The organism is Corynebacterium sp. MSK012, from assembly GCF_030232435.1.
Classification (GTDB): Bacteria; Actinomycetota; Actinomycetes; order Mycobacteriales; family Mycobacteriaceae; genus Corynebacterium; species Corynebacterium jeikeium_D.
Map to the genome: position 1 here is coordinate 1 of NZ_JASPJU010000001.1, position 22,959 is coordinate 22,959.

A 22,959-nucleotide genomic window follows, 5' to 3' on the forward strand; every position below is an offset into this window, starting at 1 on the left:
CAACCTCGGCATCCAAAAAGGCTGGATCAAATAACCGCAACACGCCCGGAAAAGACACACTTTTCTTTACTTAACCCCTCTTGGCGCGGGGGTTTTTGCATTGGAGCGACGAAAAAGGACCCAAAAAGGACGCGAGCACCCTTTAAACCAAAGAACCCCAGGCCGGAAAACTTCCTGACCTGGGGTTTTGGAGCCGGAAACGGGACTCGAACCCGTAACCTACTGATTACAAATCAGTTGCGCTACCAATTGCGCCATCCCGGCAACTTTAAAGCGACCTTTTGGCGTTAGCCGTCGCTGGCTCGAAAGAATCAGAGTCAACCTGAGAATCGAACTCAGCTGTGCCGCTGACAGGCGATTGTACAGGTTGGCAAGCAGAAGTTAAAAACGACACCACAGGAAAACTGCAACCGCACTTCTTGAACACTTTTCCACACGCTAAAAGCCCCGCTCAGATAGGCAAATTCACCGCCTCAAAAACGAATTAAGATTCTCGGTCACTGACGGGGTAGTGTGACTATCGCTAAATCACTGGGGCTATGTTTCTGCAACGTCTCCGCATCGCGTCTTTGCAGCATCACTGCAATGCACCCCAGGCAGTATCGGGGAAAGGAAGTGTCGACATGTCATTCGCTGGTGACAGCAATTCCAACGCCGGAGAAAACTCCGCTGCGAAGAATGATCTCTACGACGCTGAAGCCACTGTCTCTTACGACGACACTCCGCAGACCCAGTTTCCTGCAATCGAAGGTCAGTCCACCTTCAAGCAGCGCGTGATTGATTTCGTTTCCGGCCCAACGGCAACTGTCGACCTAGTGCACTCGACTACTACCCCGCTGCCGCTGGCACCGATCGATTATTCCGACCCGAGTCAGGTCACGGCCGTACTCGATCTCGCTGCTCGCATCGGCGGGCTATTGCTGGCATGTGGCTCGGGCAACCGCGATACCGAGCTACAAATTAAGGCCGTGACCTCAGCCTATGGCCTCACCCAAATCCAAGTCGATATCACGTTGACCTCCGTGACGGTCTACCACCTCATCGGCGCGCGCCGTACCCCTATTACCGCGATGCGCGTTGTCACCGCACCAGTGCCCGACTTCGAGCGCTTGCGTCACACCGACCGTGTCATCCGCCGAATTCGCGCGGGCCACCTGAGCTTGGAGGAGGCTATTGAGGCTATCGACAAGGTCGAGCGTGAGCCCGCAAAATACCGCCTCCGCGTCATCTACACTGGCTGGGCATTGCTGGCTTCATCTGTGACAGTGCTGCTCGGCTCGAGTTTCGAGGTCGCCCTTATCGCGGCTGCGGTCACACTGGCCATCGTCATCGTGATTGGTGAACTCGCTGCCCGCGAGTTGCCCACATTCTTTCAGAATGCAGTCGGCGGTCTCATTGCCACGCTCTCCGCTGCTGTGCTCAATGCGGCGCAGGCGTATCTCCCCTTTGAGATGCAGCCATCCAGGCTGATCGCCTCGGGAATTATCGTGATGCTCGCCGGCCTAACCCTCGTGCAAGCACTGCAAGACGGCATCACCGGCGCACCTGTGACTGGCTCCGCGCGCTTCTTCGACACCATGTTGTTGACCGGCGGAATCGTCGCTGGCATCGCAATGGGCATCGAGTTTTCCGGAATGCTGGGCATTCCGCTTCCCGACGTCATCGCGGGTTCTGACCTCAACCTGGCACAGGCGACAGTGAGGGTGATAGCGGGAACTACCGCCTCAATCGCATTTGCGTTGGCCTCGAATGCTGGGTTCACCGCGTTGTCAGTGTCCGGAACGGTCGCTCTGCTGGGGTCGATGACCTACTACTACGTGTTGACTCCACTGGGAGTTCATCCGGTGACCAGCGCAGGCGCGGCAGCAACGCTGATTGGTCTCATCGGTGGCCTGCTGGCACGACGTTGGTCCATCCCGCCGCTGATTACGGCAGTGGCAGGCGTAACCCCGCTGCTTCCGGGTATGACGATCTACCGCGGTATGCACGCACTGCTGCACGACCACCCGACCAAGGGGTTTACGGCGCTAGCCTCAGCGCTAGGCATTGCGACGGCACTAGCTGCGGGTATTGTCCTCGGTGAATGGATGGCGCGCAGGCTCCGTCGCCCTCGCGCACTGCGCGAAGACAGTGGCCTGACCCGTCCAATCCGGGCCGGTATGCGTCGCATCCGTCCTGTGAATCCGCGGAACAAGCCTCGCCGTCCACGCAACTACCGCTTCAAGGGCGGTATGAACCCGCGTGTGGACTAGCCATTCCGCGGGGCAGCCACTGCTCAATCCGCGGGACAGCCGCTGCGTGGACTAGCCGTATCCATGGGAGCATTATCCACACCGCGCGACCTATCAACAACGTGGTAGAATTAGGTTTTTGAATTGTAAGTAGCGCTTAAAGCCGAAACTGCGTCATCACAATCCCATTCCTTCTCCGCTGAACTCGGTTGAGCTCAGTGACGGGAGCATATGGCTAGATGGCTGGCAGAAGTAGGTGTATTGGGCGCAATTAAGGCCATGCTTGCCAGGAGGATTCGTGCCACCGAAGGTCACAGACACTCGCACTGCTCAGAACGAGGCTCTTCACAAGGTCGAAGAAAAGACCGCTGCTGGCGCACGGCGAATTGTTGCTACCTTCGCCGAGGATTTCTACGATGCCGTCACTCTGATGTGCATGCTCGGAGTGGAGAAGGAAGGCCTGAGCTTCAAGAAGGTTCACGAGGAATACGAGAAGGAAAACGCTCCGAAGACCGCAAAGCGCACACGCAAGTCCACTAAGAAGACTGCGAAGAAGTCGACCAAGAAGGCCGCAAAGAAGACCACTCGTAAGACGGCGAAGAAGGCTGCCAAGAAGGCCGCTAAGAAGACGACGAAGAAGGCTGCTAAGAAGACCACCAAGAAGGCAGCTAACTAACGGGGTCACGCAGCATGGGTCGGAGCGGGAAAAAAGCGGTTGCCGCAGTAGCTGTCGTTGCGGCAGTGTCCATGACGGCTACCGCATGCCAGGCAAAGCCGGCAGCGGAGATCGTCGGCAAGCAATGGCAGATAACCGCGATCTTTGATGACCCAAACCTGCCCCACGGTGTGCCGGACGGAACTCAGGCGCCGACTATTACGTTGGGGCAGACAACATATGCCTTCGCTGATTCCTGTGGCAACGGCTCTGGTTCGCTGCAGTGGAAGGGCGAGGCGGTCGAATTCGGTACCACGGAGCAGACTCGCAGTTTGGACTGCTCAGACCAGGCGCAGACCTATTCGGAGCGCTTCCACAAGATTGTTGCGGGCGAATTCGTCTACACGCAGGACAACAATGGTCTGCGCATGCGAGAGATGAAAGACCCCAAGCCAGGCGAGGATCGCCGTGGCTGGACTGCGACAACCTCGGGTTACACCGAGGGGCGCTGACGCCACTTCTGATCGACAGGCGCATCGGTGCCGGGGTGAGAAACCCGTGCGTAAGAACCGCGGTGGTAAATGAGCGGATTGATTTCTTCACGCTTGCCGATAGCCACAATATCCGCCGTCACAATCCAGTGATCGCCGCCTTCGTAAACATCGACGACGGTGCAATCAATCCACACGGAGCAGCCGTGCAATAAAGGGTTGCCCAGCTCAGAGCGGGTCCACTTCCCCGTCTTGAACTTTTCGCCATTACTGCGGCCGAAGGCTGCCGAGATATCCTCCTGATCCTCGGCCAACACATTGACGGAGAAGCGTCCAGCGTTCCGTATATGCGGCCAAGACCGCGAGGTCTTCATGACAGTAAACAGAACCATCGGTGGAGTGAGACTCAGCGAGGAAAAAGACTGGCAGGCGAAACCGTACGCTTCGCCTTCATCCTCGGTGGCGATAATGGTCACGCCTGTGGTGAACTCACTCATCGCGCCACGGATAGACATTTCATCCAATTCGACGGGGCCGCCAAGTTCGACATGGTCGTCGCGGGTAGCTTCCGGACTATTGAGAGCCGCAGCTGATTGGTCGGTGCTCGAATTTGTTGAATCTGTCATGTAATAGACCTTAATCTGAATCCGAACACAGTAAAGACGAGGTGGGGTTTACCACCCCAAGAGCCCCCGATAGCGCCACGATGTTGTTACCCTCGTCGGCCCGCTACCCGGCTGACGGTGCCGACGGCGCTGCGGTTGTCGATCCAACGACAAACTCAGTCTCCAACAAGACGCGAGGAGCGCGACCGCTGTCCTCGCGTGCGGCCTCAAGCTCCTCGGCCAGCGCGCGGCCGACGGCAATGCCCTTCTGCCTATTCGGCTGAATTACAGTGGTCAGCTTGTGGAAGAGGGCGCGCTCGATTCCGTCAAAGCCTGTGATGGACAGGTCCTCCGGAACACGAATTCCGTTCTCCTTGGCATATTCCAAGACCGCAATTGCCTGAGTATCCGTGGTACAGACCACCGCCGTGAGATCCGGGTTGTCGGTCAGCAGCTGGCGAGCCGCATCGCGGTTATTCTCGCGGTCATTGAGGTGACGCTCGATGATAGGCACATCTGCCTGCTGAATACCGGCCTCGGCAAGCGCTTCCAGCGCACCTTCGACGCGGTTCTTCTGCACCTGGTGATGAGCTTCTGCCAGCCGCTTCTCCGTGACATATCCCGAGTTCGGGGTACGCGACAATCGCACTGACAAGATTCCCACCTTGCGATGTCCCAGTTCAGTCAGGTGTCGCACCGCGGGCTTGATGGCCTCACGGTCATCGATGCCCACAAACGGTAGAGCCACCGCATCTGCAGGCTGGTCGCACACGACCGTCGGCAAGCCACGGGCGCGCACGGCAGCGAGGAACGGGTCGTTGTCCGCGACGGAGTAGACCACGAAACCGTCGACCACCGCTTGCCGAATCAGATTGAGATCTACGTCCCCGCCCTCCTCGGAGGAAGCTGGAATGACCAACATGGAGTCGCCCATTTCGCCGAGCTCCTCTGCGAGGCCGGCGAGAAAATCCACCGACGCAGGGTCTTCAAAAGCGAACGGGAGGTGCTCGGTGAACAGCACGCCGATGGCGCCAACCCGGCGCATGCGCAGACCGCGAGCCATTGGGTCCGGCCCGGGGTAGCCAAGCCGCTCCGCAGTTTCCAAGATGTGCTCCCGCAACTTCTCCGAGAGCTGGTCAGGGCGGTTGTACGCGTTGGACACAGTCGTGCGTGAGACCCCAAGTTCTGCAGCGATGGAAGCCAAGGTGCCACGACGACGCCGACTTTGCACGGAATACCGACCCTTCTTGAAAAACCAACAGCGACTGCCCGCTCAGATATCTTCGTCCAGCTACCTCAGGTAGAAAACCTCGATTTTATGGAAAAGAACTACAACGAGCATCACACGCATCTAATCGCGGACAACTTTACCCAACGAATGTGCGCGACTGTCATTTCTGCCACTCCGGCAGCGATCCGCCTTGTGACTGGGTCTCCGCAGCCCCTACTATATTCTTTGAACTAAAAGACAACTGTTTTCAATAGCGGTTAATGCTCAGAAGCTGAATAGAGGAAATAATTCAGCTCGCAACAGGATTGGATACAAAATATGAAGGCACGCTTTTCCACGCGCATCGCGGCGCTAGTCGCCAGCGCCGGCCTCGTCGCAGGTCTCGGCGCATGCTCCAGCAATGATGACAGCACCACGTCCGCGGGCAAGTCCGAAGACACCATCAAGGTGGTCACCTCCACCAAGGTCTGGGCGGACGTCGCCGACGCAGTCACCGACGACGAGAAGGTCGCCATCGACCCGATTATCGCGTCCAACGACATCGATCCTCACTCCTACGAACCGGCCGCAGCCGACATGGCAAAGGTAGAGGACGCCGATATTCTCGTCGCAGGTGGCGGGCATTACGACGCATGGCTGACCTCCTCTCTGCGTGACGCAAAGGATAAGGTCATCATCTCTGCGCTGCCGCAGGAAGAGGGCCACAACCACGATCTCGATCACGAAGGCCATAACCATGATCACGAGGGCCACGATCACGATCACGAGGGCCATGACCACGACCATGGCGACCACGACGGCCACGAGCACCACCACCACGATGGCGAGGCCAACGAGCACGTCTGGTACAACACCGATGCGGTTGAAGAAACTGCAGAGCAGCTCGCCGAAGCTCTGACCAAGATGGGCGCCAAGGCCGACACCAAGGCTGTCGATAAGGAAATCAAGGGCATCGAAGAGGCCAAGAGCAAGCTCAAGGCCGCTAAGGTTGCTCAGGTTCACCCGCTGGCCGATGACATCCTGAAGGACACGAAGGTTAAGGACATCACCCCGAAGGGCTACCGCCAGTCCACGCTGAATGAGTCCGAGCCGTCGGCAAGCGATGTCAATGAAATGCTCAAGCTGATCGAGTCCGGCGAGCTGGACTACCTCATCGACTCGCCACAGACCCACGACCAGGTCTCGCAGCGACTCGTCGAGGCAGCCAAGGCAAAGGGCGTTAAAATCGTCGATGTTTTTGAGTCGCCGAGCACTGACCAGTCGTTCTTTGACCTCTACAAGCAAACCCTTTCCGATATGGAGTCCGCATAACTTTGCCCTCACTGACTTTTACTGACGCAGCCGTCGAACCGCTGTGGTCCGGTCTGAATTTGGATATCGAGCCCGGCGAGTTCTTGGCCATCCTGGGTCCGAACGGCGTCGGCAAATCCACGCTGCTGACCACCGCCCTTGGCATGCGGCGGCTGACTCACGGTTCAGTAAAAGTCGACGGGAATCTGGGATACATTCCGCAGCAGCGGATGTTCGAGCCCTCGCTGCCCATTCGGGTTCGCGACCTCGTCGAGCTGGCAGCTGGCAAGAACCGCTCCGCCACCGACGAGATGCTGGAGTTTGTCGGCGCAACGGGTATTGCGGACCGTCGTGTCGGCACGCTCTCTGGCGGTCAGCAACAGCTTGTGCGTCAGGCGCAGGCGCTCGTTTCGGCGCCGGATTTTTTGCTTTGCGACGAGCCTCTGCTCTCCCTCGACCCTGCGGCACAACGAACCACGGTCAAGCGCCTGGACCGGCATCGCCGGGAAAATGACACGGCAGTCGTCTTTGTCACCCACGACATCAACCCCATCCTGGGCGTCTGTGACCGGGTGCTCTACCTGACGCCGCATGGACATGCGGTCGGATCGGTCGAGGAAATTATCACCTCAGAGACGCTCTCGGAGCTCTACCAAACCAAAATTGTGGTTGCCCGTGTCGAGGGAAAGTTGGTTATCGCCTAATGACCCTACTGGCTCAGTATTTCTCCGACACCGCCGCCCTACTCCAGGTCGGCTTCGTCCACAATGCCCTCATTGCAGCAGCACTGCTTGGGCTGATTTCCGGCATCATCTCGCCCCTGATTGTCATGCGGCAGATGAGCTTCACGGTCCACGGCACCAGTGAGCTGGCACTCATGGGCGCATCCGCGGCTCTATTACTGGGTGTCAGTGTCAGCAGCGGCGCCATTATCGGCTCGGTGCTCATAGCAATAGTCCTGGCGGCGCTGTCGCTTCGAGGGCGCCAAGATGCGGTTGTGGGCGTGGTTTTGAGCTTCGGCATGGGCTTATCGGTGCTGTTTATCCACCTCTACCCCGGCCGGACAAGTACCGCGTTTTCACTTCTCACCGGCCAAATCATTGGTCTGACTGACACTTCTCTATGGACGATGGCCATCGTCGCGGTCATCGTCGTCGGCGGCGTTGCCTGGAAATGGCGGCCGCTTCTATTCGCCTCCGCCGACCCCATCATGGCCGCCGCCTGTGGTGTCAACGTGAAGGCGCTATCGATTTACTTCGCGATTCTCACCGGTCTCGTCGCCGCCCAGGGCGTACAGATTGTCGGCTCTCTGCTCGTCATCGCCCTCATCATCACCCCTGGTGCTGCGGCCGCATTCGTCACCGCCTCTCCTGTAAAGGCCATCATCCTGTCGACCATCTTCGCCGAGGTCGCGGCCGTCGGCGGCATTGTTCTCTCACTCGCACCGGGCATCCCGGTCAGCGTTCTAGTGACGACAATCGCGTTTGTCATCTACCTGATCTGCTACGCCATCGGAACGGTGCAATCGCGCAAGGCAACGCGTGACGACGTCCAGGCTGCCAAATGGAGCAAATAGACACATACGCTTTTCGGAGTGGCTTTTAAAACAACAAAAACATCGGGCAGCCCCTCGAGTGACGATTGCGGAGAAGGTGCGCACCTTCCCTCTCGCCACCGAGGGGCTGCCCGTATTTTTGCTGGATTCTCTAAAAGCAGACTCCAATACCCCCAGCTCTTTTTAAGACTGCGAGACTGCCGAAATGGGTTGCCCCGGCAGACAGAAAAACTAACGCTGAGGATGTCGTGGTCTGACATCTCAGTGACCCAAAGCTAGCTGTACAAGCCACCGCTAGGTCCGTGCGCTTCCCTAAACTACGGCCAATTACGCCCCTATTTCTAGGAGCATGATTTGCCCGCCCTCCCCTTCGGGAAACTACGGATAATTTTCTGTTGGAAGTGATAATAACGCTGTTATTTCTGCAGCGCACGCCGGAAATAGAATTATCTTTAAAGCGCTGAACTACTGGGGGTAGCCATAAGTACCGGCCGCAATTTAGAACCCAAAATACCCCACGTAAACGCTACTACTATAACGAATTGATAATGGCGCCTCCGGGGGTATCAAATGCGCTACTAACTACTCTTTGCCCGGCGCTGGCGGGCAAACTCACTCAGAGTCACACCGGCAGCAACGGAAGCATTGAGCGACTCCACCCAACCGGTCATCGGAATGGACATGATGGTGTCACAGGTATCGCGCACCAGGCGCGAAAGGCCCTTCCCCTCGGAGCCGACGACCACGACCACCGGGGTGGTGCCGTCGTAAGTGTCCAGAGTGTGGTCGCCACCGGCATCCAGTCCAACGACCTGATAGCCAGCCTTCTGGAACTGCTTGAGCGAGCGCACCATGTTTGTCGCCCGTGCAACTGGCAGACGTGCAGCAGTACCAGCCGAGGTACGCCAGGCCACGCCCGTAATAGCGGCCGAGCGACGCTCCGGAATCACCACACCGTGGCCGCCAAAGGCCGCCACCGAGCGAATGACCGCACCCAGGTTACGAGGGTCGGTGATGTTATCCAGGCAGACGATAAGACCCGGCTCCCCGGTCTTGGCCACCGAATCAATCAGATCTTCGACAGACGAGTACTTGTATGGCGGAATTTGCAGACCGATGCCCTGGTGCATGGTGTTGCCGGTCATGGTGTCCAGCTCGTGGCGGGGCACCTCGCGAATCGGGATACCACGGGAGTTAGCAATACGCACTGACTCCTGCAGGCGCTCGTCATTGTCGGTGCCCAACGCCACAATCAGCGCTGCCGCTGGCACCTTCGCATGCAGGCATTCCACGACCGGGTTACGGCCAACTACCAGCTCGGAGCCATCTCCCTTGCGCTCATGACGCCCAGAGTCACGGCGTCGCTTCTCATTCGCCCGCTTATGAGCTGCGTGATAAACGCGGTCCTCTGCCTTCGGGGTCGGCCCCTTGCCACGCAGGCCCCGCTTCTGGCCGCCGGAGCCGCCGACGTTCTTCTTGCTTGCCTTGCGCACTGCGCCACGACGACCGTTGCCTGCCATAGCTACCTGCTTCCTGTTGTTAATAGTTTTCTTTAGCTTTAGTCAGCGACAGACCATGCCGGACCATCAGCGGTATCAGTTACCTCGATACCCGCTTCCTTCAGACGGTCGCGCACAGCATCAGCCGTAGCCCAGTCCTTCTCTGCACGAGCCCGGGTGCGTTCCTCCAACTGGTGCTCAACCAGCACACCGAGCGCATGCATTGCCGCATCAGAACCGGAATCGGAGGTTGCCCACTGCTCATTCAGCGGATCGAATCCAAGGACTGCGGCCATAGCGCGGACAGCGCCGGCAATCTCCTTGGCCTTGGTCTCGTCGCCGTCGGCAAGCGCCTGATTGCCCCCACGAACAGCGTTGTGGATTTCGGCGAGCGCGCGCGGAACGGCGAGGTCGTCGTCGAGCGCGGCTTCGAACGCTGGCGTCCACTCACCGATTTCGATATCGCCGAGCTTATCGACGGCACGGTGCATAAACGCCTCGATACGACGGTAGCCCGCTGCCGCTTCCTGCAGAGCCTCCTCGGAGTACTCCAGCACGGAGCGGTAGTGCGCACTACCGAGGTAGTAACGCAGCTCAACCGGACGAACCATGGTCAGGATATGCGGCACGGACAACACGTTGCCGAGCGACTTCGACATCTTTTCGCCGGCCATTGTGACCCAGTGGTTATGCATCCAGTAGCGAGCAAAGCCGTCACCGGCTGCGTGCGACTGCGCAATCTCGTTTTCATGATGCGGGAACTGCAGGTCGAGACCGCCACAGTGGATGTCGAACTCCGAGCCCAAGTAGTAGGTGGCCATGGCGGAGCACTCCAGGTGCCAGCCCGGACGACCATTGCCCCACGGCGTCGGCCACGAGGGCTCGCCAGGCTTGGCAGCCTTCCACAGCGCGAAATCGTGCGCACCGCGCTTGCCCGGAGTGTTGGTCTCGCCCTGCTCCATCTCGTCGACGCGGTTGCCGGACAGGCTGCCGTAGTCGCTGCCTTCAGCCTTGGACCAGGCATCCACGTCGAAATAGACGCTGCCATCGACAGCGTAGGCGAAGCCGTTATCCATCAGACGCTGCATATACTCCACCATCTGAGTGACATGTCCGGTAGCGCGCGGCTCAACGCTCGGCGGGAGAACACCGAGCTGGTTGTAAGCCCAGGTAAATTCGCGCTCAAAGCGGGAGACCCATTCCCACCAAGGGCGGCCGTGCTCGGCGGCCTTGTTCAAGATCTTGTCATCGATATCGGTGACGTTGCGCACAAAGGCGACGTCATACCCCTTGGCGATCAGCCAACGGCGCAAGATATCAAAGGCCACGCCGGAGCGAACATGGCCAATGTGCGGCTGAGCCTGCGGGGTCGCACCGCACAGGTAAATGGAGGCATGCCCCTCGCGGAGAGGCTCAAAATCCTTCAGTTGGCGGGTTGCGGTATCGAAGATTTGAAAAGTCACAGCCCCGAGCATAGCGGGGAAATAGATACGGGTGAAAAAGAGAAAACGGCTAGCGCACACGGGCAATGTGTGTGCGCTAGCCGTTAACCGGAAAAGTGCAGAAAATCCCTACTGGAAGGAACCGGGGAAGGGAAACGACTTATGCGTCTGCGTCCAGGTCCACCGGCTTATCGTCGGCCTCGTCCTTCTTCTCACCGGCGGCACCTTCCTGCGCCAGCGCGCGGTGACGCTCGATAGTGGCATCGACGCGGGCAAAAACTTCCTCGACCTTGGCCTCATCAACGCCGTCGGCAAGCGCGAGCTCACCGACGAGAACCTGGCGAGCCTTGCTCAACATACGCTTTTCGCCGGCGGACAGACCGCGATCCTGATCACGGCGCCACAGGTCACGAACTACCTCAGCGACCTTGTTAATGTCGCCCGAACCCAGGCGCTCCTGGTTGGCCTTGTAGCGACGGGACCAGTTGCCGGCCTCTTCCACGTCAGTCTCACGCAGAACGGAGAAGACCTTCAGCAGCCCCTCTTCACCGACAACGTCGCGGACACCGACCAGCTCGGCATTCTTGGCGGGCACCTGGATATTCAGATCACTCTGCAGAATCTGCAGTACGAGGTACTGAACGGTCTCACCGTTAAGCTCTCGTTCAATGATGTTTTCGATTTTCGCAGCTCCGTGGTGCGGATAAACTACGGTATCGCCAATGCTGAATTCCATGTAATGCACACGCCCTTTCCAACGGCCTTCCACCCTATCATGTCCCCCCATGATTTTACGGGTAGTATGAGAACATCTTAGGAAGACACTAAGGTGTTCTTTAAATACTGAAAATCCTATCGCCCATCCTCAAGCTACTGGAGGAAATCTAGTCATGGCCTTCAAGTCCGTACTTCGCCGCAGCGCCCTCATCACCGTCTCCGCAGCATCCGCAGTTGCACTTGCTGCTTGTGGCGCCGGTCAGATTTCGCAGACCGCAAATCAGCACCCGGCTGTAGACGGTGCGATGAACGGCGGCGAAGATGCTGCCGGCAAGGGTGCTGAGAACACCAACTCGGCTCTTGGCTTCGTCAACATCCGCGACGCTCACATCCTGGTTGACCCGGAGGCTGGTACCGCTGGTCTGAAGTTCTCCGCCAGCAACCAGCAGCGCGCTACCGAGTCGGTCTACACGCTGAAGTCCGTCACCGTTGAAGGTATCGGCGAGGTTGAGCTGAAGAAGGTCGCTGAGACACCTTCCTTCGCTAAGGCTGCCAAGGGCGAGGACTCCCTGCCGCGTGAGTGCCAGATTGTTGCCGGCCCGAAGTCCGTCATCGATCCGCTGGCTAAGACCGCCAAGGACAACACCGGCTGCATCGCGTACTACACCAACGAGCTGGACCCGAGCACCCTGGTTGGAGACAAGAGCAGCGCTGCTGGCCAGAACCGCGAGGCCACCTTCGAGTTCACCGACCCGCAGGGCCAGACCAACACCTACGACCTGGACATCACCATCTCCGCTGACATTCTGGAAGCTGGCGCACCGAACCGCGGTGCTGACGGCATGATTGAATCCAAGTAATCGCAGCACAGTGGTGTTCCTGCGCTGTTCGCGCGCAGCGCACTTTTAGGCGCTGGTACAGCGCAGTCCTGTCCCGCAAACAACGCGAGGCGCTTCATCGAGCGGGCATGGGCGATTGGTCGCTTGATACGGGTCACGGCAGTACAGTCATCCTTGACACAAGTCATTGACACTGCCCTGGCCCGCTCTCGCGTATCTGGGGTAAATTTTCTCGCGACATTCACCGCAGACCGCACAACACACGTTGTCGGGTCTGTCGCCCCCTCGTTTGAAGCAAAGGCGGTTGCACCGTGGCCAAGACCAAAGACGAAGCCTACGAATGCTCGGCATGCGGTTGGCAGGTGTCGAAATGGGTTGGTCAATGTCCCAACTGCAAAGAGTGGGGCACACTGGAGAAGGTCACTATCCGCTCCAGCAGGGGGAAGTCCGGCTCCACCCTTGAGGACAAAATCGCCGCCCGGGCAGCCAAGCAACGTCGCCGGAGTGCTGCCGCAACGGAGCCCGGCACGCGAGGTGGCCGTCGTAAAGCATCTTCCACTTCCGTCGCGGCTGAGAGCCAGCGTTTAGCACAGCGCGCGCTTGACGACGAGGCGGAGGAACGTTTCCTCGCCGAGACATCCGCAACAGATCGAATCCCCACTTCTTCTTCTGAGCTGACAGCCATTACCGGAATTTCCGCCAAGGCTGCGCACGCGGTGCGCACGGGCATCGGTGAGCTGGATCGAGTGCTCGGTTCCGGTATTGTGCCGGGTTCGTTGGTACTCTTGGCCGGCGAGCCGGGGGTTGGTAAGTCGACGTTGCTGCTGGAAGTGGCCTACCGCTGCGCGGACGGCGATTTGGGGCCGACGCTTTACGTCACAGGTGAGGAGTCGGTCGGTCAGGTGCGGCTGCGTGCCGAGCGCACTGGCGCGCTGTCGGACTCGCTGTACCTGTCGGCGGTGTCGAATATCGAGGACGTCATCGATCTGACGCTAGAGCTCTCCCCCGGTCTGCTCATTGTGGACTCCGTGCAGACGATGCGTGCCGACGTCGAAGGTGCTCGCGGTGGCGTTGCTCAGGCTCGCGCCGTAACCTCCGCCCTGGCGGCGTTGGCGAAGGAGACCGGGACTGCGATTTTCTTGGTAGGGCACGTGACCAAGGACGGCAATGTGGCCGGCCCGCGCACGATGGAACACCTGGTTGATGTGGTGCTCAACTTCGAAGGCGATAGACACTCGGGGCTACGCTTCTTGCGGGGTCTGAAAAACCGCTTCGGCAGCACCGATGAGGTGGGCTGCTTCGAGCAGACCGCGGGCGGTATTGCGGAAGTCGAGGATCCCTCAGGGCTGTTTTTGCATCACCGAACGCCGACCTCGGGAACTGCAATTACCGTGGCCATGGATGGCCGCAGACCGCTGCTGGCGGAGGTGCAGGGCCTGGTAATCAACACTGAGGCACATAATCCACGACGCAATGTCTCTGGTCTCGACCCGAGGCGCGTGCCGATGGTCGCGGCCGTGCTGACTGAACACGGCAACTTCAAGCAGTTGGCCCGCATGGAGATGTACGTGTCCACCGTCGGCGGAATGACGCTGTCGGAGCCTGCCGCGGACCTAGCGATTGCGCTGGCACTGGCCTCATCCATGACTAAGCGGACCTTCCAGGACAAAACCATTGCACTCGGCGAACTGGGGTTGGCCGGCGAAGTGCGGCGAGTGACCGATTTGGAGTGGCGCCTTAAAGAAGCTCATCGAATGGGCTTCGACACGGCAATTGTGCCCAGAGGCGCAAAAGGCCCGGCAGGGATGCGGCTGCTGGAAGCAGGCACCGTTGCCGAGGCCATTGAGCTTGGGTTAGGAGCTAAGCGCTAGCGCATGTTGAACGTGTAGGCGTCAGAGTTGTTGTCACCAATCACGCCGTAGAAGATGTACGACCCGGAGGGAACTGGGACCCGGTCTTCTTCGGAGCACTTGTTCGGCGCCGAGGTCAGACGCGACCAGGTGGCGGCATAGTTGACTTCCTCGCCCGGTGCCAATACCAGTTCACCGTGGCCTTCGGATTCATTACAGTCCACATCCGACCAGACTCGCTCATACGTTGCCAGGTCGTACACCTCGAAGCGCAACTGCTGCTCATCGAGGTTCACGCGGCATTCACCGCCGGTGGGGTTGTGGACGGTGATCGCCAGAGTCGGCTGCTCATCGCCGTAGTTCGGCTGATCCGAGGTGGCTGTCACCTGCAGATCTGCAAGGGTACAGTCCTTTTTGCTCGCAAGCGCCGCCTGAGCGTCATCCTTCGCGGAGTCTTCGCCTTCCTTGTCGCCCTTCTTGGTGTCCTTGTCAGACTTGTCAGCCTTGTCGTTCTTCGAGTCCTTGTCAGACTTAGGCGCGTAAGGTTCCTTGGGCTGTTCCGGAGGGGTCACCTCTTTCCCGTCATCCCTGGTGACATTCACCGGTTCAGAATCCTCGCTGTCCCGGTTTACCAGTGCGGAAATACCCCAGCCCAGGAGAACGAGGATGATAACGAGCAACACCGCCGCAGCGATACGCCGACGCCGGTAGATTTCTGGAGGCAGCTTATTGGTCACACATTTAGGTTAGCGGGTTCTCACTGACTCCATGGGTAACGACGGTCTCAGCGCGTCCGTCCTCCAAGCGGTACCGCATACCGACAACGCCTACCTCGCCGGTCTCCAGTCGCGACGAAATCTCCGGGGAGCGATCAATAATGTGATTAACAATCTCGCGCACGTGGCGACGCTCAAATTCGTCGATTTCAGTCTCGCCATCCTTGCGAGCCGCAAGCAACGACGGGGTGACCTTTTCAATCAGCACACGCTGGAAACCACCCGGCAGGTCGCCACCGTCCAGTGCATTCTTCGCCGCAGCCACAGCGCCGCAGGACTCGTGACCGAGAACAATCACCAGCGAAACTCCAAGACCATCAACTGCGAACTCCAGCGAAGCCAGCACCGACAGGTCAGTAATCTCACCGGCGGTACGGATCACAAATACATCGCCCAACCCCTGATCGAAAATGATCTCCACCGGTGCGCGGGAATCCGAGCAAGCCAACACAACGGCTTTGGGCTTCTGCCCCTGAGTCAACTGCTTACGACGAACCAAGTCCTGTCGAGGATGCGCAGTCTTGCTCTCACAGAAGCGGAGGTTTCCGCGCACCATCGATTGCCATACACTTTCAGGAGTCCTCTCAGAATTGCTCATAGCTATATTGTGCAACGACTCCGCTGTTTATGGGAAAGCGAGAATGTAGATTGACCTCTGCAATTAACCAATCCGACGACTTCGGCGAACACGTCGATGCCGCCTTACGTGATTGGTATCGCGCCAATATGCGGCCACTTCCCTGGCGTGAAGAAGGCACTTCACCATGGGCTGTGCTCGTCAGCGAAGTGATGAGTCAACAGACTCCCGTCGCCCGGGTAATCCCCTCGTGGCGCGCCTGGCTGGAAAAATGGCCCACCCCAGCCGATTTGGCAGTCGCACCCAAGGATGAAGTCCTGCGTATGTGGGGAAAACTCGGCTATCCCCGACGTGCACTCCGGCTGCGTGAATGCGCAGAAAAGATCGTCGAAAGGCACGACGGCGAAGTGCCGAGTGACGTGGACACGCTGTTAGCCCTTCCGGGGGTAGGAGACTACACCGCTCGGGCGGTAGCGGCGTTTGCTTTTGGCGCGCGCACGCCGGTGGTGGACATCAACGTGCGCCGCGTACTCCGGCGACACCGCCAGGGCACGTACCTTCCCGGCATCGCCAAACGCGCCGACATGGCGCTCGTCGAAGAGTTGCTACCGCTCGACCCCACGACTGCAGCCGAGACTTCCGTCGCGCTCATGGAACTCGGCGCTACCGTCTGCCGAACGACACCCGAGTGCGAGGCCTGCCCCATCGCCACCAGTTGCGCCTGGATCGCCGCCGGTCGCCCCGAACCCGAAGACCACGAAATCGCCGCTGCTAAACGGCGTGTGCAGAAGTTCGAAGGCACCGACCGCCAAGTCCGGGGCTTGCTTCTCGACGTGCTCCGCGCCGCCGACTCCCCCGTCGAACAGACCGCTCTGGATGCGGTCTGGGATGATACGCATCAGCGTTCCCGCGCATTGTTTTCCCTGCTTGACGACGGACTTGCGGAGCAAACCTCCGATGGCCGCTTCCAGTTGCCCCGTTAGAACCCAGACAATGCTCCGGTAAAGACCAGATTCGAACAAGTGCGTTGCCTAGAATTGGGAACATGAATGCCACGCCCCATCGACCTCAGCGCCAGCGCTGTCTCTTTGGGGCTAGTAAACGCAGAATCGCGCTGAGCATGGTACTTGGAGTTGCTCTTCTGAGCTCTAGCGTGGGAACGCTCGGTGGTTGCTCGGCGGTGGATGGTCTAGGAGCAACTGGCTTCGGTTCCTCGGATTCTGACTCTTCTACGGTGAAGCGATTGCCTCCAGGTCAGGTAATTACGAAGACGCCATTTCCGGTCAATGCGCCCGCACGCGCACAGCGGGTCGTGTTTTCCTCCACAGGCGCACGCGACCACCGCCAGACAGCCGTGTCCGGCACGATTTTGCAGCCCTATACCCGCTGGTCGGAGAAATCCCCGCGCCACTGGCAGTAATTGCACCTGGAACTCTCGGTATGGCTGATAACTGTGCCAGTTCGGTTGCCCTGCGCTACGAAGCGCCTCCGACGCCTCCGGCACCTCAGTTGCTGGCACAGGGATGGAATGTTGCCATCGTGGATTACCAGGGGCTCGGCACGCCTGGGGTACATCCGTATCTCAACCGTGAGGTTGCCGGGAATAACACGCTCGATATGGCGCGAGCGGCTATTGAAACTTTACAACTGCCTACAGACACTCCCATTGCGCTGTTCGGCTACTCACAGGGCGGAGGCGCCACCGCTGCAGCGGCCGAGCTCGCCGATGAGTATGCCTCGGAGCTGAACATCCGCGCTGTTTACGCCGGGGCTATTCCGGCCGATCTCACCGACACTGCACTGCATATTCGCGGCTCGGCGCTGGCGGGGCTCGTCGGTTACTTCATGAACGGCTTGATTGCAGAGTACCCAGAGGCAAAAGAACCAATCGAGCGCATGCTGAGCCCGCTGGGGCAGGATTTCCTGAAGCTCACGGCCGATGAATGCATTGGCGCCACTGTCGAACGTTGGCCTCGCAATGACACCAAGGCATTTACGGCCAACGACTTGGGGATAGCGGAGAATCTGCGCTCGCCGGAGCTCTCCCCCGTCGTTCGGCGCCACGTGGAAGAACAAGCTCTGGGGACAAAGACTCCCAGTATGCCCGTATTCGTTACCCATAACGCGTTGGATGATGTGTTACCCGTGACGTCGGCACGCAAACTTGTGCAGAAATGGCAAAAGGCCGGCGCCGACATCACCTACGTGGAGGTCGACACTGACCTCGGTGATGGGACGCACGGCCTTGCCTACGTGCTCACCCACGACGAGATGCTTGCGTGGGTGAATCAGAAAATGGGGTACTAGTGTGCTAGCGCACTAGCTGTACTGACGGTGAAATGCTCACCGACAGCCATCAGCCACTAACTACTTCTTCTTCCAACGACCGCGGAAGGTCAGGCCCTTGCCCAGTCGGACGGTGTAACCGCCGCGGCTGTTAATGGTCACCGGACCGATACGCTTAGAACCAGAGACTCCCGAACCCGAGTAGTTCAGCCACGTGTCCTTGTCCAGGTTCTGCTTCTTGCGAAATTGGAGCCCCATTTAGTTCTCTCCCTCGGAGTTATCGGATTCGACCTCGGCAGCGGCCTGGTCGGCAGCACCTTCGATGTCGTCGGCTTCAACACTCAGGGTGCCATCAGCGCTGCCGAGAACGTCCTTGTCTTCCTCAGACTCCCCCAGAGCACCGCCGTCGGCATCAACGTTCCCGGCCTTGCCCTTGTTGGTGAAGGTGAACTTCGCCTTGTCGACGTCCTTGGACTCGCCATCCCAGCCTTCGACATCGATGAAGACGGTCTCGCCGAGACCGACCTCACCGTAGAGAATCTTCTCGGAGAGCTGATCCTCAATCTCGCGCTGGATCGTGCGACGCAGCGGACGGGCACCGAGCACTGGATCAAAGCCACGCTTGGCCAGCAGGTTCTTGGCGCGGTCGGAAATCTCCATGGTGATGCGCTTCTCGTCGAGCTGGTCGCTGACGCGGGCCAGCATAAGGTCGACCATCTGGACAATCTCAGCCTGGCTCAGCTGCTTGAAGACCACAATCTCGTCGATACGGTTCAGGAACTCCGGACGGAAGTGCTTCTTCAGCTCGTCGTGGACCTTGTCCTTCATCCGCTCGTACTTGCCATCTTCATCGGCCTCGCCGACCCCCGAGAAGCCCATACCAACAGCCTTGGAAATGTCGCTGGTACCCAGGTTCGAGGTGAAGATCAGAACCGTGTTCTTGAAGTCCACCACTCGACCCTGCGAGTCAGTCAGACGACCGTCTTCCAGGACCTGCAGCAAGGTGTTGTAAATCTCCTTGTGGGCCTTCTCAATCTCGTCGAAAAGCACGACGGAGAACGGCTTGCGGCGCACCTTCTCGGTGAGCTGGCCGCCCTCTTCGTAGCCGACATATCCGGGAGGAGCACCGAAGAGGCGCGAAGCGGTGAAGCGGTCGTGGAACTCACCCATATCAATCTGAATGAGTGCGTCTTCCTCACCAAAGAGGAACTCGGCCAGGGCCTTCGACAGCTCGGTCTTACCAACACCAGACGGGCCGGCGAAGATAAACGAACCGGACGGACGCTTCGGGTCCTTCAGACCAGCGCGGGTACGACGAATAGCGCGGGAGACAGCACTGACGGCCTCTTCCTGACCGATAATGCGCTTGTGCAGCTCATCCTCCATGCGCAGCAGACGCGAGGACTCTTCCTCGGTGAGCTTGAACACCGGAATGCCAGTCCAGGAAGCCAGGACCTCCGCAATCTGCTCCTCACCAATCTCAGCGATGGTGTCGGACTCGCCCGCACGCCACTTCTTCTCGCGCTCGCGGCGCTCTTCGCCCAGCTTGCGCTCCTTGTCGCGCAGACCAGCTGCCTTCTCAAAGTCCTGCTCGTCGATGGCGGCTTCCTTCTGGCGGCGCACATCGGCGATCTTGGAGTCAATCTCCTGCAGGTCAGCCGGGGCAGTCATGCGCTTGATGCGCATGCGAGCACCGGCCTCATCGATCAGGTCAACGGCCTTATCCGGCAGGAAGCGGTCGTTGATGTAGCGGTCGGAGAGCGTAGCTGCGGCAACCAGAGCCTTGTCCGAGATGGATACGCGGTGGTGAGCCTCGTACTTATCGCGGACACCGCGCAGAATCTCGATAGTGAGATCCACACTCGGCTCCGGCACGTTCACCGGCTGGAAACGACGCTCAAGAGCGGCGTCCTTCTCAATGTGCTTACGGTACTCATCCAAAGTGGTAGCACCGATGGTCTGCAGCTCACCGCGAGCCAGCTTCGGCTTCAGAATCGAGGCTGCATCAATTGCGCCCTCGGCGGCACCGGCACCAACCAGCGTGTGAATCTCGTCAATAAACAGGATGATGTCACCGCGCTGGTTAATCTCCTTGAGCACCTTCTTCAGACGCTCCTCGAAGTCACCGCGGTAACGGGAACCCGCAACCAGCGAGCCCAGGTCGAGAGAGTAAAGCTGCTTATCCTTCAGCGTCTCCGGCACACGACCGTTGACAATGTCCAGTGCAAGCCCCTCCACGACGGCGGTCTTACCAACACCAGGCTCACCAATCAGCACAGGGTTGTTCTTGGTGCGACGAGAAAGAACCTGCATAATGCGCTCGATTTCTTTCTCGCGGCCAATAACCGGATCCAGCTTGCCCTCACGTGCAGCAACGGTCAGGTTACGACCGAACTGATCAAGCACCAGCGAACCCGACTGGTGGTTACCCTCCTGCACACGAGCGCCGGAAGTAGCACCGACCGGACGCTGCTCCGGAGAACCATCGGACTCATCGCCCTGGAAACCGCTGAGCAGCTGAATAACCTGCTGACGTACGCGCGGCAGGTCAGCGCCGAGCTTAACCAGGACCTGAGCAGCAACACCTTCGCCCTCACGAATCAGGCCGAGCAGCAGGTGCTCAGTACCGATGTACTTGTGACCCAGCTGCAGAGCCTCGCGCAGAGAGTACTCCAGCACCTTCTTTGCACGCGGGGTAAACGGCACGTGACCGCTCGGCGGCTGGGAGCCACGACCAATAATGTCGACTACCTCAGAGCGCACAGCATCCAGGGAAATACCCATGGACTCCAGCGCCTTGGCAGCTACACCGTCGCCTTCACTAATCAGGCCGAGCAGGATGTGCTCCGTGCCGATGTAATTGTGATTGAGCTCGCGTGCCTCATCCTGTGCCAGGACGACAACGCGACGTGCTCGGTCCGTAAACCTCTCGAACATCACTGCCCTTTCAAGTGTCTATTTTTGCCGTAATTCAATAAAGGTTGTTTCACCTAGCTTAAACGCGACGCGACACAGATTAATCCCTATAGCCGTACGCCAGTAGCGAACAGCCTGGTCGAGAGAGGTATCACTGCTCGTACGGCAGCAAAAGCTCCCGGCGGCAATGCCACCGGGAGGAAACGAATGTTGGAATGAATTACTCCTGCGCGTTAAGCCAAACGCCAGACAAGAAGGAGTATTTGCACGGGATATCAGTCAGTCTCCATAATCTCCCACTCATACGGAGTCACTTCACCGCGCACCTCGTGGTACGGAGAACTGAAGTACAGGGTGCCATTCTTATTCAGGACCACGATCCCGTGGAAGCTGTACTTCTTCCCTTCCTTCAGTCGGAATGGCGGGCGCGAGGCATCCCAATTTCCACCGCTCATTCCGGCTTCCCAACTTCCAGATGCATCCTCGAGATCAAAGGTGACCAGATTGTGGGCGTTCTTCTTGTTACCCCACTTAGCTGTGGTCTGGCAGCGGAACATGTCCTGATTTACCGACCCACCACAGACTACGGTTTCTCCGTCTGTGGAATAGCTGACATAGTCACGGTTGATCTTGGGGTAGTTCGTAGCTGCATCGGCGACGGACGGATTGACAACAGCAAGCGCAGTGGCGGCAGTGATTGCGGCGGCTACAGCGGAAATCTTCTTGGTGAACATGATCTCAGATTAAAAACTCTCGGACACAAAAGAAACGGGAGTTCTCCCCGGGGAGTTCTCCCCTAGCTAAACCATGCTGGACTGCCCAAATCTGGACAGTGGTGCCATCAAACGCACCACGATTTATCCGCTTATGTCACCGGCACAATGCAGTCAGAGAGCGATGCTGTCCAAAGCAGCACGGTCAGAGCGCATGGCAGTCTGTGACGCACCGAGAATGGATTTATATCAATGGCTTTCAAACTATTCAGCTTCCGAAAGACCTTCCGCCCCACCCGCAACTCCCGGGTTACGCTATCGCGTTCTGGCCTCGGATATTCCTATCGCATGGGGCCCGTTCGGTGGACGAAGAATGCCCGTGGCGGCCGAACCACTACTGTGAACACGCCAATTAAAGGATTGACTTATCGCAAGTACCGTCGTTAAGCGAGCAGTTTCAAGTCGTCTGCAGTGACCAATCGTGCTTCGATTGCAGCGACAACTACCAGCTGCAGACGGCTCTTTTGATTAACCCGTTGCCACTCCTTGCTTGAGACCAGCCCCTTGCTCAAAGCGGATTCAAAAAGTGCGGTGCGGTAATGCTCGACTGCCTTTGCGGTCTTGCCTCCCAGCTTTCGGCCGGCCTCGGCATCGGTGCATGAAACCATAATGGTGTCGATTCGGCCGCGCAGATAATCCTCCGCATATGCAGCGATCAGAGCACGCTGGCGCTCCGGCAGCTCCCCAACCGAGATGGTTTCAGTCCCGTCAGTTGGCAGCACGACCTTCGCATCGGCGTGCTCAATATCCTGTTTAATCTGAATTTCGTACTGGTCATCCTTGACGGAAAAGCGGATGAAATACTCCGGGTAGCTCAAATCAAAACGCTGTTGCGGAGCCAGCCGGAATGACCGCGACACCTCCGGAATGTGCACCATTGCAGTCACGTGCTCGCAGTTATTGAGCAGAAACCACATTCCGGATTCCGCATACACATACATTGCTATGCGGTGCATGTAGCGGTTATCTTCGCCCACTTTGAGGTCGGCGTCACGCCCGATGGTCAATCCCTCACTCGGATTGGCAACAATCGCATCCCCACACAAATTATCAACCACAAGTGTTGGGAGCGATGTCACGTTGACCAGGCCTTTCTCTCGCACCACCAGCCACCAACCGCGAATCAGGAACCCTACCCAACGCTCCTGGGGGAATCGCCCAACGACGGCTGAAGTGACTGGCATTCATGATAGTTATCCGAAATATAACAAATATTCTCGGCGTTA

General features: G+C 58.6%; 23 protein-coding genes and 1 tRNA gene. 12 read left to right on the forward strand and 12 right to left on the reverse strand.

The genetic code is table 11. The annotated features are described in order from the left end of the window. Positions 1–188: 188 nt before the first annotated feature. Positions 189–264 (reverse strand) — tRNA-Thr (locus tag QP977_RS00005). 359 nt (positions 265–623) lie between these two features. Here QP977_RS00005 and thrE point away from each other — a divergent pair. The 3 genes from thrE to QP977_RS00020 all read left to right on the forward strand — a co-directional run bounded on the left by thrE (position 624) and on the right by QP977_RS00020 (position 3,398). After that, a complete protein-coding gene (gene thrE / locus QP977_RS00010) occupies positions 624–2,252 on the forward strand; it encodes a threonine/serine exporter ThrE (protein ID WP_016421439.1) in 1,629 nt (542 codons plus the stop codon). Positions 2,253–2,529: 277 nt separating this feature from the next. Continuing rightward, on the forward strand, positions 2,530–2,907 hold the full coding sequence (locus QP977_RS00015) for a hypothetical protein (protein ID WP_016421440.1): 378 nt from the start codon (positions 2,530–2,532) through the stop codon (positions 2,905–2,907). Positions 2,908–2,921: 14 nt separating this feature from the next. Further along, positions 2,922–3,398 carry an META domain-containing protein gene (locus QP977_RS00020; protein WP_070653310.1) on the forward strand — a complete coding sequence of 159 codons (477 nt, stop codon included), beginning with the start codon at positions 2,922–2,924 and terminating at the stop codon, positions 3,396–3,398. Here QP977_RS00020 and QP977_RS00025 read toward each other — a convergent pair. Next, a complete protein-coding gene (locus QP977_RS00025) occupies positions 3,380–4,003 on the reverse strand; it encodes a flavin reductase family protein (protein WP_049189568.1) in 624 nt (207 codons plus the stop codon). The genes QP977_RS00020 and QP977_RS00025 overlap by 19 nt on opposite strands. 103 nt (positions 4,004–4,106) lie before the next feature. Continuing rightward, positions 4,107–5,213, reverse strand: coding sequence for a LacI family DNA-binding transcriptional regulator (locus QP977_RS00030; RefSeq protein ID WP_070439686.1), 1,107 nt, complete (start codon positions 5,211–5,213; stop codon positions 4,107–4,109). A gap of 318 nt (positions 5,214–5,531) precedes the next feature. Between QP977_RS00030 and QP977_RS00035 the strand changes: the two genes are divergently transcribed. Genes QP977_RS00035 through QP977_RS00045 form a run of 3 tightly spaced genes read left to right on the forward strand, consistent with a single transcriptional unit; the run spans position 5,532 to position 8,079 of the window. Then, positions 5,532–6,524, forward strand: coding sequence for a metal ABC transporter solute-binding protein, Zn/Mn family (locus tag QP977_RS00035; protein ID WP_070653308.1), 993 nt, complete (start codon positions 5,532–5,534; stop codon positions 6,522–6,524). Between the two features lie 2 nt (positions 6,525–6,526). Then, entirely contained in the window at positions 6,527–7,207 is a 681-nt protein-coding gene (locus QP977_RS00040) for a metal ABC transporter ATP-binding protein (RefSeq protein WP_070546656.1), read from the forward strand. Next, positions 7,207–8,079, forward strand: coding sequence for a metal ABC transporter permease (locus tag QP977_RS00045; RefSeq protein ID WP_070653306.1), 873 nt, complete (start codon positions 7,207–7,209; stop codon positions 8,077–8,079). Before QP977_RS00040 ends, QP977_RS00045 begins: the two co-directional genes overlap by 1 nt. Before the next feature lie 557 nt (positions 8,080–8,636). On the opposite strand, the gene rlmB is transcribed toward QP977_RS00045, so the two are convergent. The 3 genes from rlmB to QP977_RS00060 all read right to left on the reverse strand — a co-directional run bounded on the left by rlmB (position 8,637) and on the right by QP977_RS00060 (position 11,735). Next, positions 8,637–9,578 (reverse strand): 23S rRNA (guanosine(2251)-2'-O)-methyltransferase RlmB, encoded by a 942-nt coding sequence (gene rlmB / locus QP977_RS00050; protein WP_049194043.1) that lies wholly within the window; start codon positions 9,576–9,578, stop codon positions 8,637–8,639. A 38-nt stretch (positions 9,579–9,616) separates the two neighbouring features. Beyond that, a complete protein-coding gene (gene cysS / locus QP977_RS00055) occupies positions 9,617–11,020 on the reverse strand; it encodes a cysteine--tRNA ligase (protein ID WP_042388940.1) in 1,404 nt (467 codons plus the stop codon). 139 nt (positions 11,021–11,159) lie between these two features. Then, positions 11,160–11,735: a CarD family transcriptional regulator gene (locus QP977_RS00060; RefSeq protein ID WP_005510159.1), complete on the reverse strand. Its 576-nt coding sequence runs from the start codon at positions 11,733–11,735 to the stop codon at positions 11,160–11,162. Between the two features lie 154 nt (positions 11,736–11,889). Between QP977_RS00060 and QP977_RS00065 the strand changes: the two genes are divergently transcribed. Next, positions 11,890–12,576 (forward strand): hypothetical protein, encoded by a 687-nt coding sequence (locus tag QP977_RS00065; protein WP_070603942.1) that lies wholly within the window; start codon positions 11,890–11,892, stop codon positions 12,574–12,576. A 290-nt stretch (positions 12,577–12,866) separates the two neighbouring features. Next, on the forward strand, positions 12,867–14,426 hold the full coding sequence (gene radA / locus QP977_RS00070; RefSeq protein ID WP_070653304.1) for a DNA repair protein RadA: 1,560 nt from the start codon (positions 12,867–12,869) through the stop codon (positions 14,424–14,426). Here radA and QP977_RS00075 read toward each other — a convergent pair. Together QP977_RS00075 and QP977_RS00080 are read right to left on the reverse strand one after the other, a co-directional pair. Beyond that, positions 14,423–15,142, reverse strand: a complete 720-nt coding sequence (locus QP977_RS00075; RefSeq protein ID WP_070653302.1) for a hypothetical protein — start codon at positions 15,140–15,142, stop codon at positions 14,423–14,425. The two genes, radA and QP977_RS00075, sit on opposite strands and share 4 nt — an antisense overlap. 4 nt (positions 15,143–15,146) lie before the next feature. Then, positions 15,147–15,779: a carbonic anhydrase gene (locus QP977_RS00080; RefSeq protein WP_070653300.1), complete on the reverse strand. Its 633-nt coding sequence runs from the start codon at positions 15,777–15,779 to the stop codon at positions 15,147–15,149. 29 nt (positions 15,780–15,808) lie between these two features. On the opposite strand from QP977_RS00080, the gene QP977_RS00085 reads away from it, so the two are divergent. The 3 genes from QP977_RS00085 (at position 15,809) to QP977_RS00095 (ending at position 18,065) form a co-directional block, all read left to right on the forward strand. Beyond that, positions 15,809–16,741: an HhH-GPD family protein gene (locus QP977_RS00085; protein WP_147766213.1), complete on the forward strand. Its 933-nt coding sequence runs from the start codon at positions 15,809–15,811 to the stop codon at positions 16,739–16,741. Positions 16,742–16,878: 137 nt separating this feature from the next. Continuing rightward, positions 16,879–17,178, forward strand: a complete 300-nt coding sequence (locus QP977_RS00090) for a hypothetical protein (RefSeq protein ID WP_284847032.1) — start codon at positions 16,879–16,881, stop codon at positions 17,176–17,178. A 20-nt stretch (positions 17,179–17,198) separates the two neighbouring features. Beyond that, on the forward strand, positions 17,199–18,065 hold the full coding sequence (locus QP977_RS00095; RefSeq protein WP_284847033.1) for a lipase family protein: 867 nt from the start codon (positions 17,199–17,201) through the stop codon (positions 18,063–18,065). A gap of 60 nt (positions 18,066–18,125) precedes the next feature. On the opposite strand, the gene QP977_RS00100 is transcribed toward QP977_RS00095, so the two are convergent. The 3 genes from QP977_RS00100 to QP977_RS00110 form a co-directional block, all read right to left on the reverse strand. Then, entirely contained in the window at positions 18,126–18,302 is a 177-nt protein-coding gene (locus QP977_RS00100; protein WP_162837151.1) for a hypothetical protein, read from the reverse strand. Next, positions 18,303–20,981, reverse strand: coding sequence for an ATP-dependent Clp protease ATP-binding subunit (locus tag QP977_RS00105; protein ID WP_049194048.1), 2,679 nt, complete (start codon positions 20,979–20,981; stop codon positions 18,303–18,305). Positions 20,982–21,235: 254 nt separating this feature from the next. Continuing rightward, the gene (locus tag QP977_RS00110; RefSeq protein ID WP_038626607.1) at positions 21,236–21,694 is read right to left on the reverse strand and encodes a hypothetical protein; all 459 of its coding nucleotides are present in this window, start codon (positions 21,692–21,694) and stop codon (positions 21,236–21,238) included. A gap of 231 nt (positions 21,695–21,925) precedes the next feature. On the opposite strand from QP977_RS00110, the gene QP977_RS00115 reads away from it, so the two are divergent. Continuing rightward, a complete protein-coding gene (locus tag QP977_RS00115) occupies positions 21,926–22,120 on the forward strand; it encodes a DUF4236 domain-containing protein (RefSeq protein WP_016421461.1) in 195 nt (64 codons plus the stop codon). Here QP977_RS00115 and QP977_RS00120 read toward each other — a convergent pair. Then, positions 22,117–22,917 carry a hypothetical protein gene (locus QP977_RS00120; RefSeq protein WP_224433510.1) on the reverse strand — a complete coding sequence of 267 codons (801 nt, stop codon included), beginning with the start codon at positions 22,915–22,917 and terminating at the stop codon, positions 22,117–22,119. The two genes, QP977_RS00115 and QP977_RS00120, sit on opposite strands and share 4 nt — an antisense overlap. Positions 22,918–22,959: the final 42 nt, after the last annotated feature.

Bases quoted from the DNA above. Each gene is read 5' to 3' on its own strand.
- thrE (WP_016421439.1), top strand. From the start codon at position 624: ATGTCATTCGCTGGTGACAGCAATTCCAACGCCGGAGAAAACTCCGCT.
- QP977_RS00020 (WP_070653310.1), top strand. From the start codon at position 2,922: ATGGGTCGGAGCGGGAAAAAAGCGGTTGCCGCAGTAGCTGTCGTTGCG.
- QP977_RS00025 (WP_049189568.1), bottom strand. From the start codon at position 4,003: ATGACAGATTCAACAAATTCGAGCACCGACCAATCAGCTGCGGCTCTC.
- QP977_RS00035 (WP_070653308.1), top strand. From the start codon at position 5,532: ATGAAGGCACGCTTTTCCACGCGCATCGCGGCGCTAGTCGCCAGCGCC.
- QP977_RS00045 (WP_070653306.1), top strand. From the start codon at position 7,207: ATGACCCTACTGGCTCAGTATTTCTCCGACACCGCCGCCCTACTCCAG.
- rlmB (WP_049194043.1), bottom strand. From the start codon at position 9,578: ATGGCAGGCAACGGTCGTCGTGGCGCAGTGCGCAAGGCAAGCAAGAAG.
- QP977_RS00060 (WP_005510159.1), bottom strand. From the start codon at position 11,735: ATGGAATTCAGCATTGGCGATACCGTAGTTTATCCGCACCACGGAGCT.
- QP977_RS00065 (WP_070603942.1), top strand. From the start codon at position 11,890: ATGGCCTTCAAGTCCGTACTTCGCCGCAGCGCCCTCATCACCGTCTCC.
- QP977_RS00080 (WP_070653300.1), bottom strand. From the start codon at position 15,779: ATGAGCAATTCTGAGAGGACTCCTGAAAGTGTATGGCAATCGATGGTG.
- QP977_RS00085 (WP_147766213.1), top strand. From the start codon at position 15,809: ATGGGAAAGCGAGAATGTAGATTGACCTCTGCAATTAACCAATCCGAC.
- QP977_RS00090 (WP_284847032.1), top strand. From the start codon at position 16,879: ATGGTACTTGGAGTTGCTCTTCTGAGCTCTAGCGTGGGAACGCTCGGT.
- QP977_RS00095 (WP_284847033.1), top strand. From the start codon at position 17,199: ATGGCTGATAACTGTGCCAGTTCGGTTGCCCTGCGCTACGAAGCGCCT.
- QP977_RS00100 (WP_162837151.1), bottom strand. From the start codon at position 18,302: ATGGGGCTCCAATTTCGCAAGAAGCAGAACCTGGACAAGGACACGTGG.
- QP977_RS00105 (WP_049194048.1), bottom strand. From the start codon at position 20,981: ATGTTCGAGAGGTTTACGGACCGAGCACGTCGCGTTGTCGTCCTGGCA.
- QP977_RS00110 (WP_038626607.1), bottom strand. From the start codon at position 21,694: ATGTTCACCAAGAAGATTTCCGCTGTAGCCGCCGCAATCACTGCCGCC.
- QP977_RS00115 (WP_016421461.1), top strand. From the start codon at position 21,926: ATGGCTTTCAAACTATTCAGCTTCCGAAAGACCTTCCGCCCCACCCGC.
- QP977_RS00120 (WP_224433510.1), bottom strand. From the start codon at position 22,917: ATGCCAGTCACTTCAGCCGTCGTTGGGCGATTCCCCCAGGAGCGTTGG.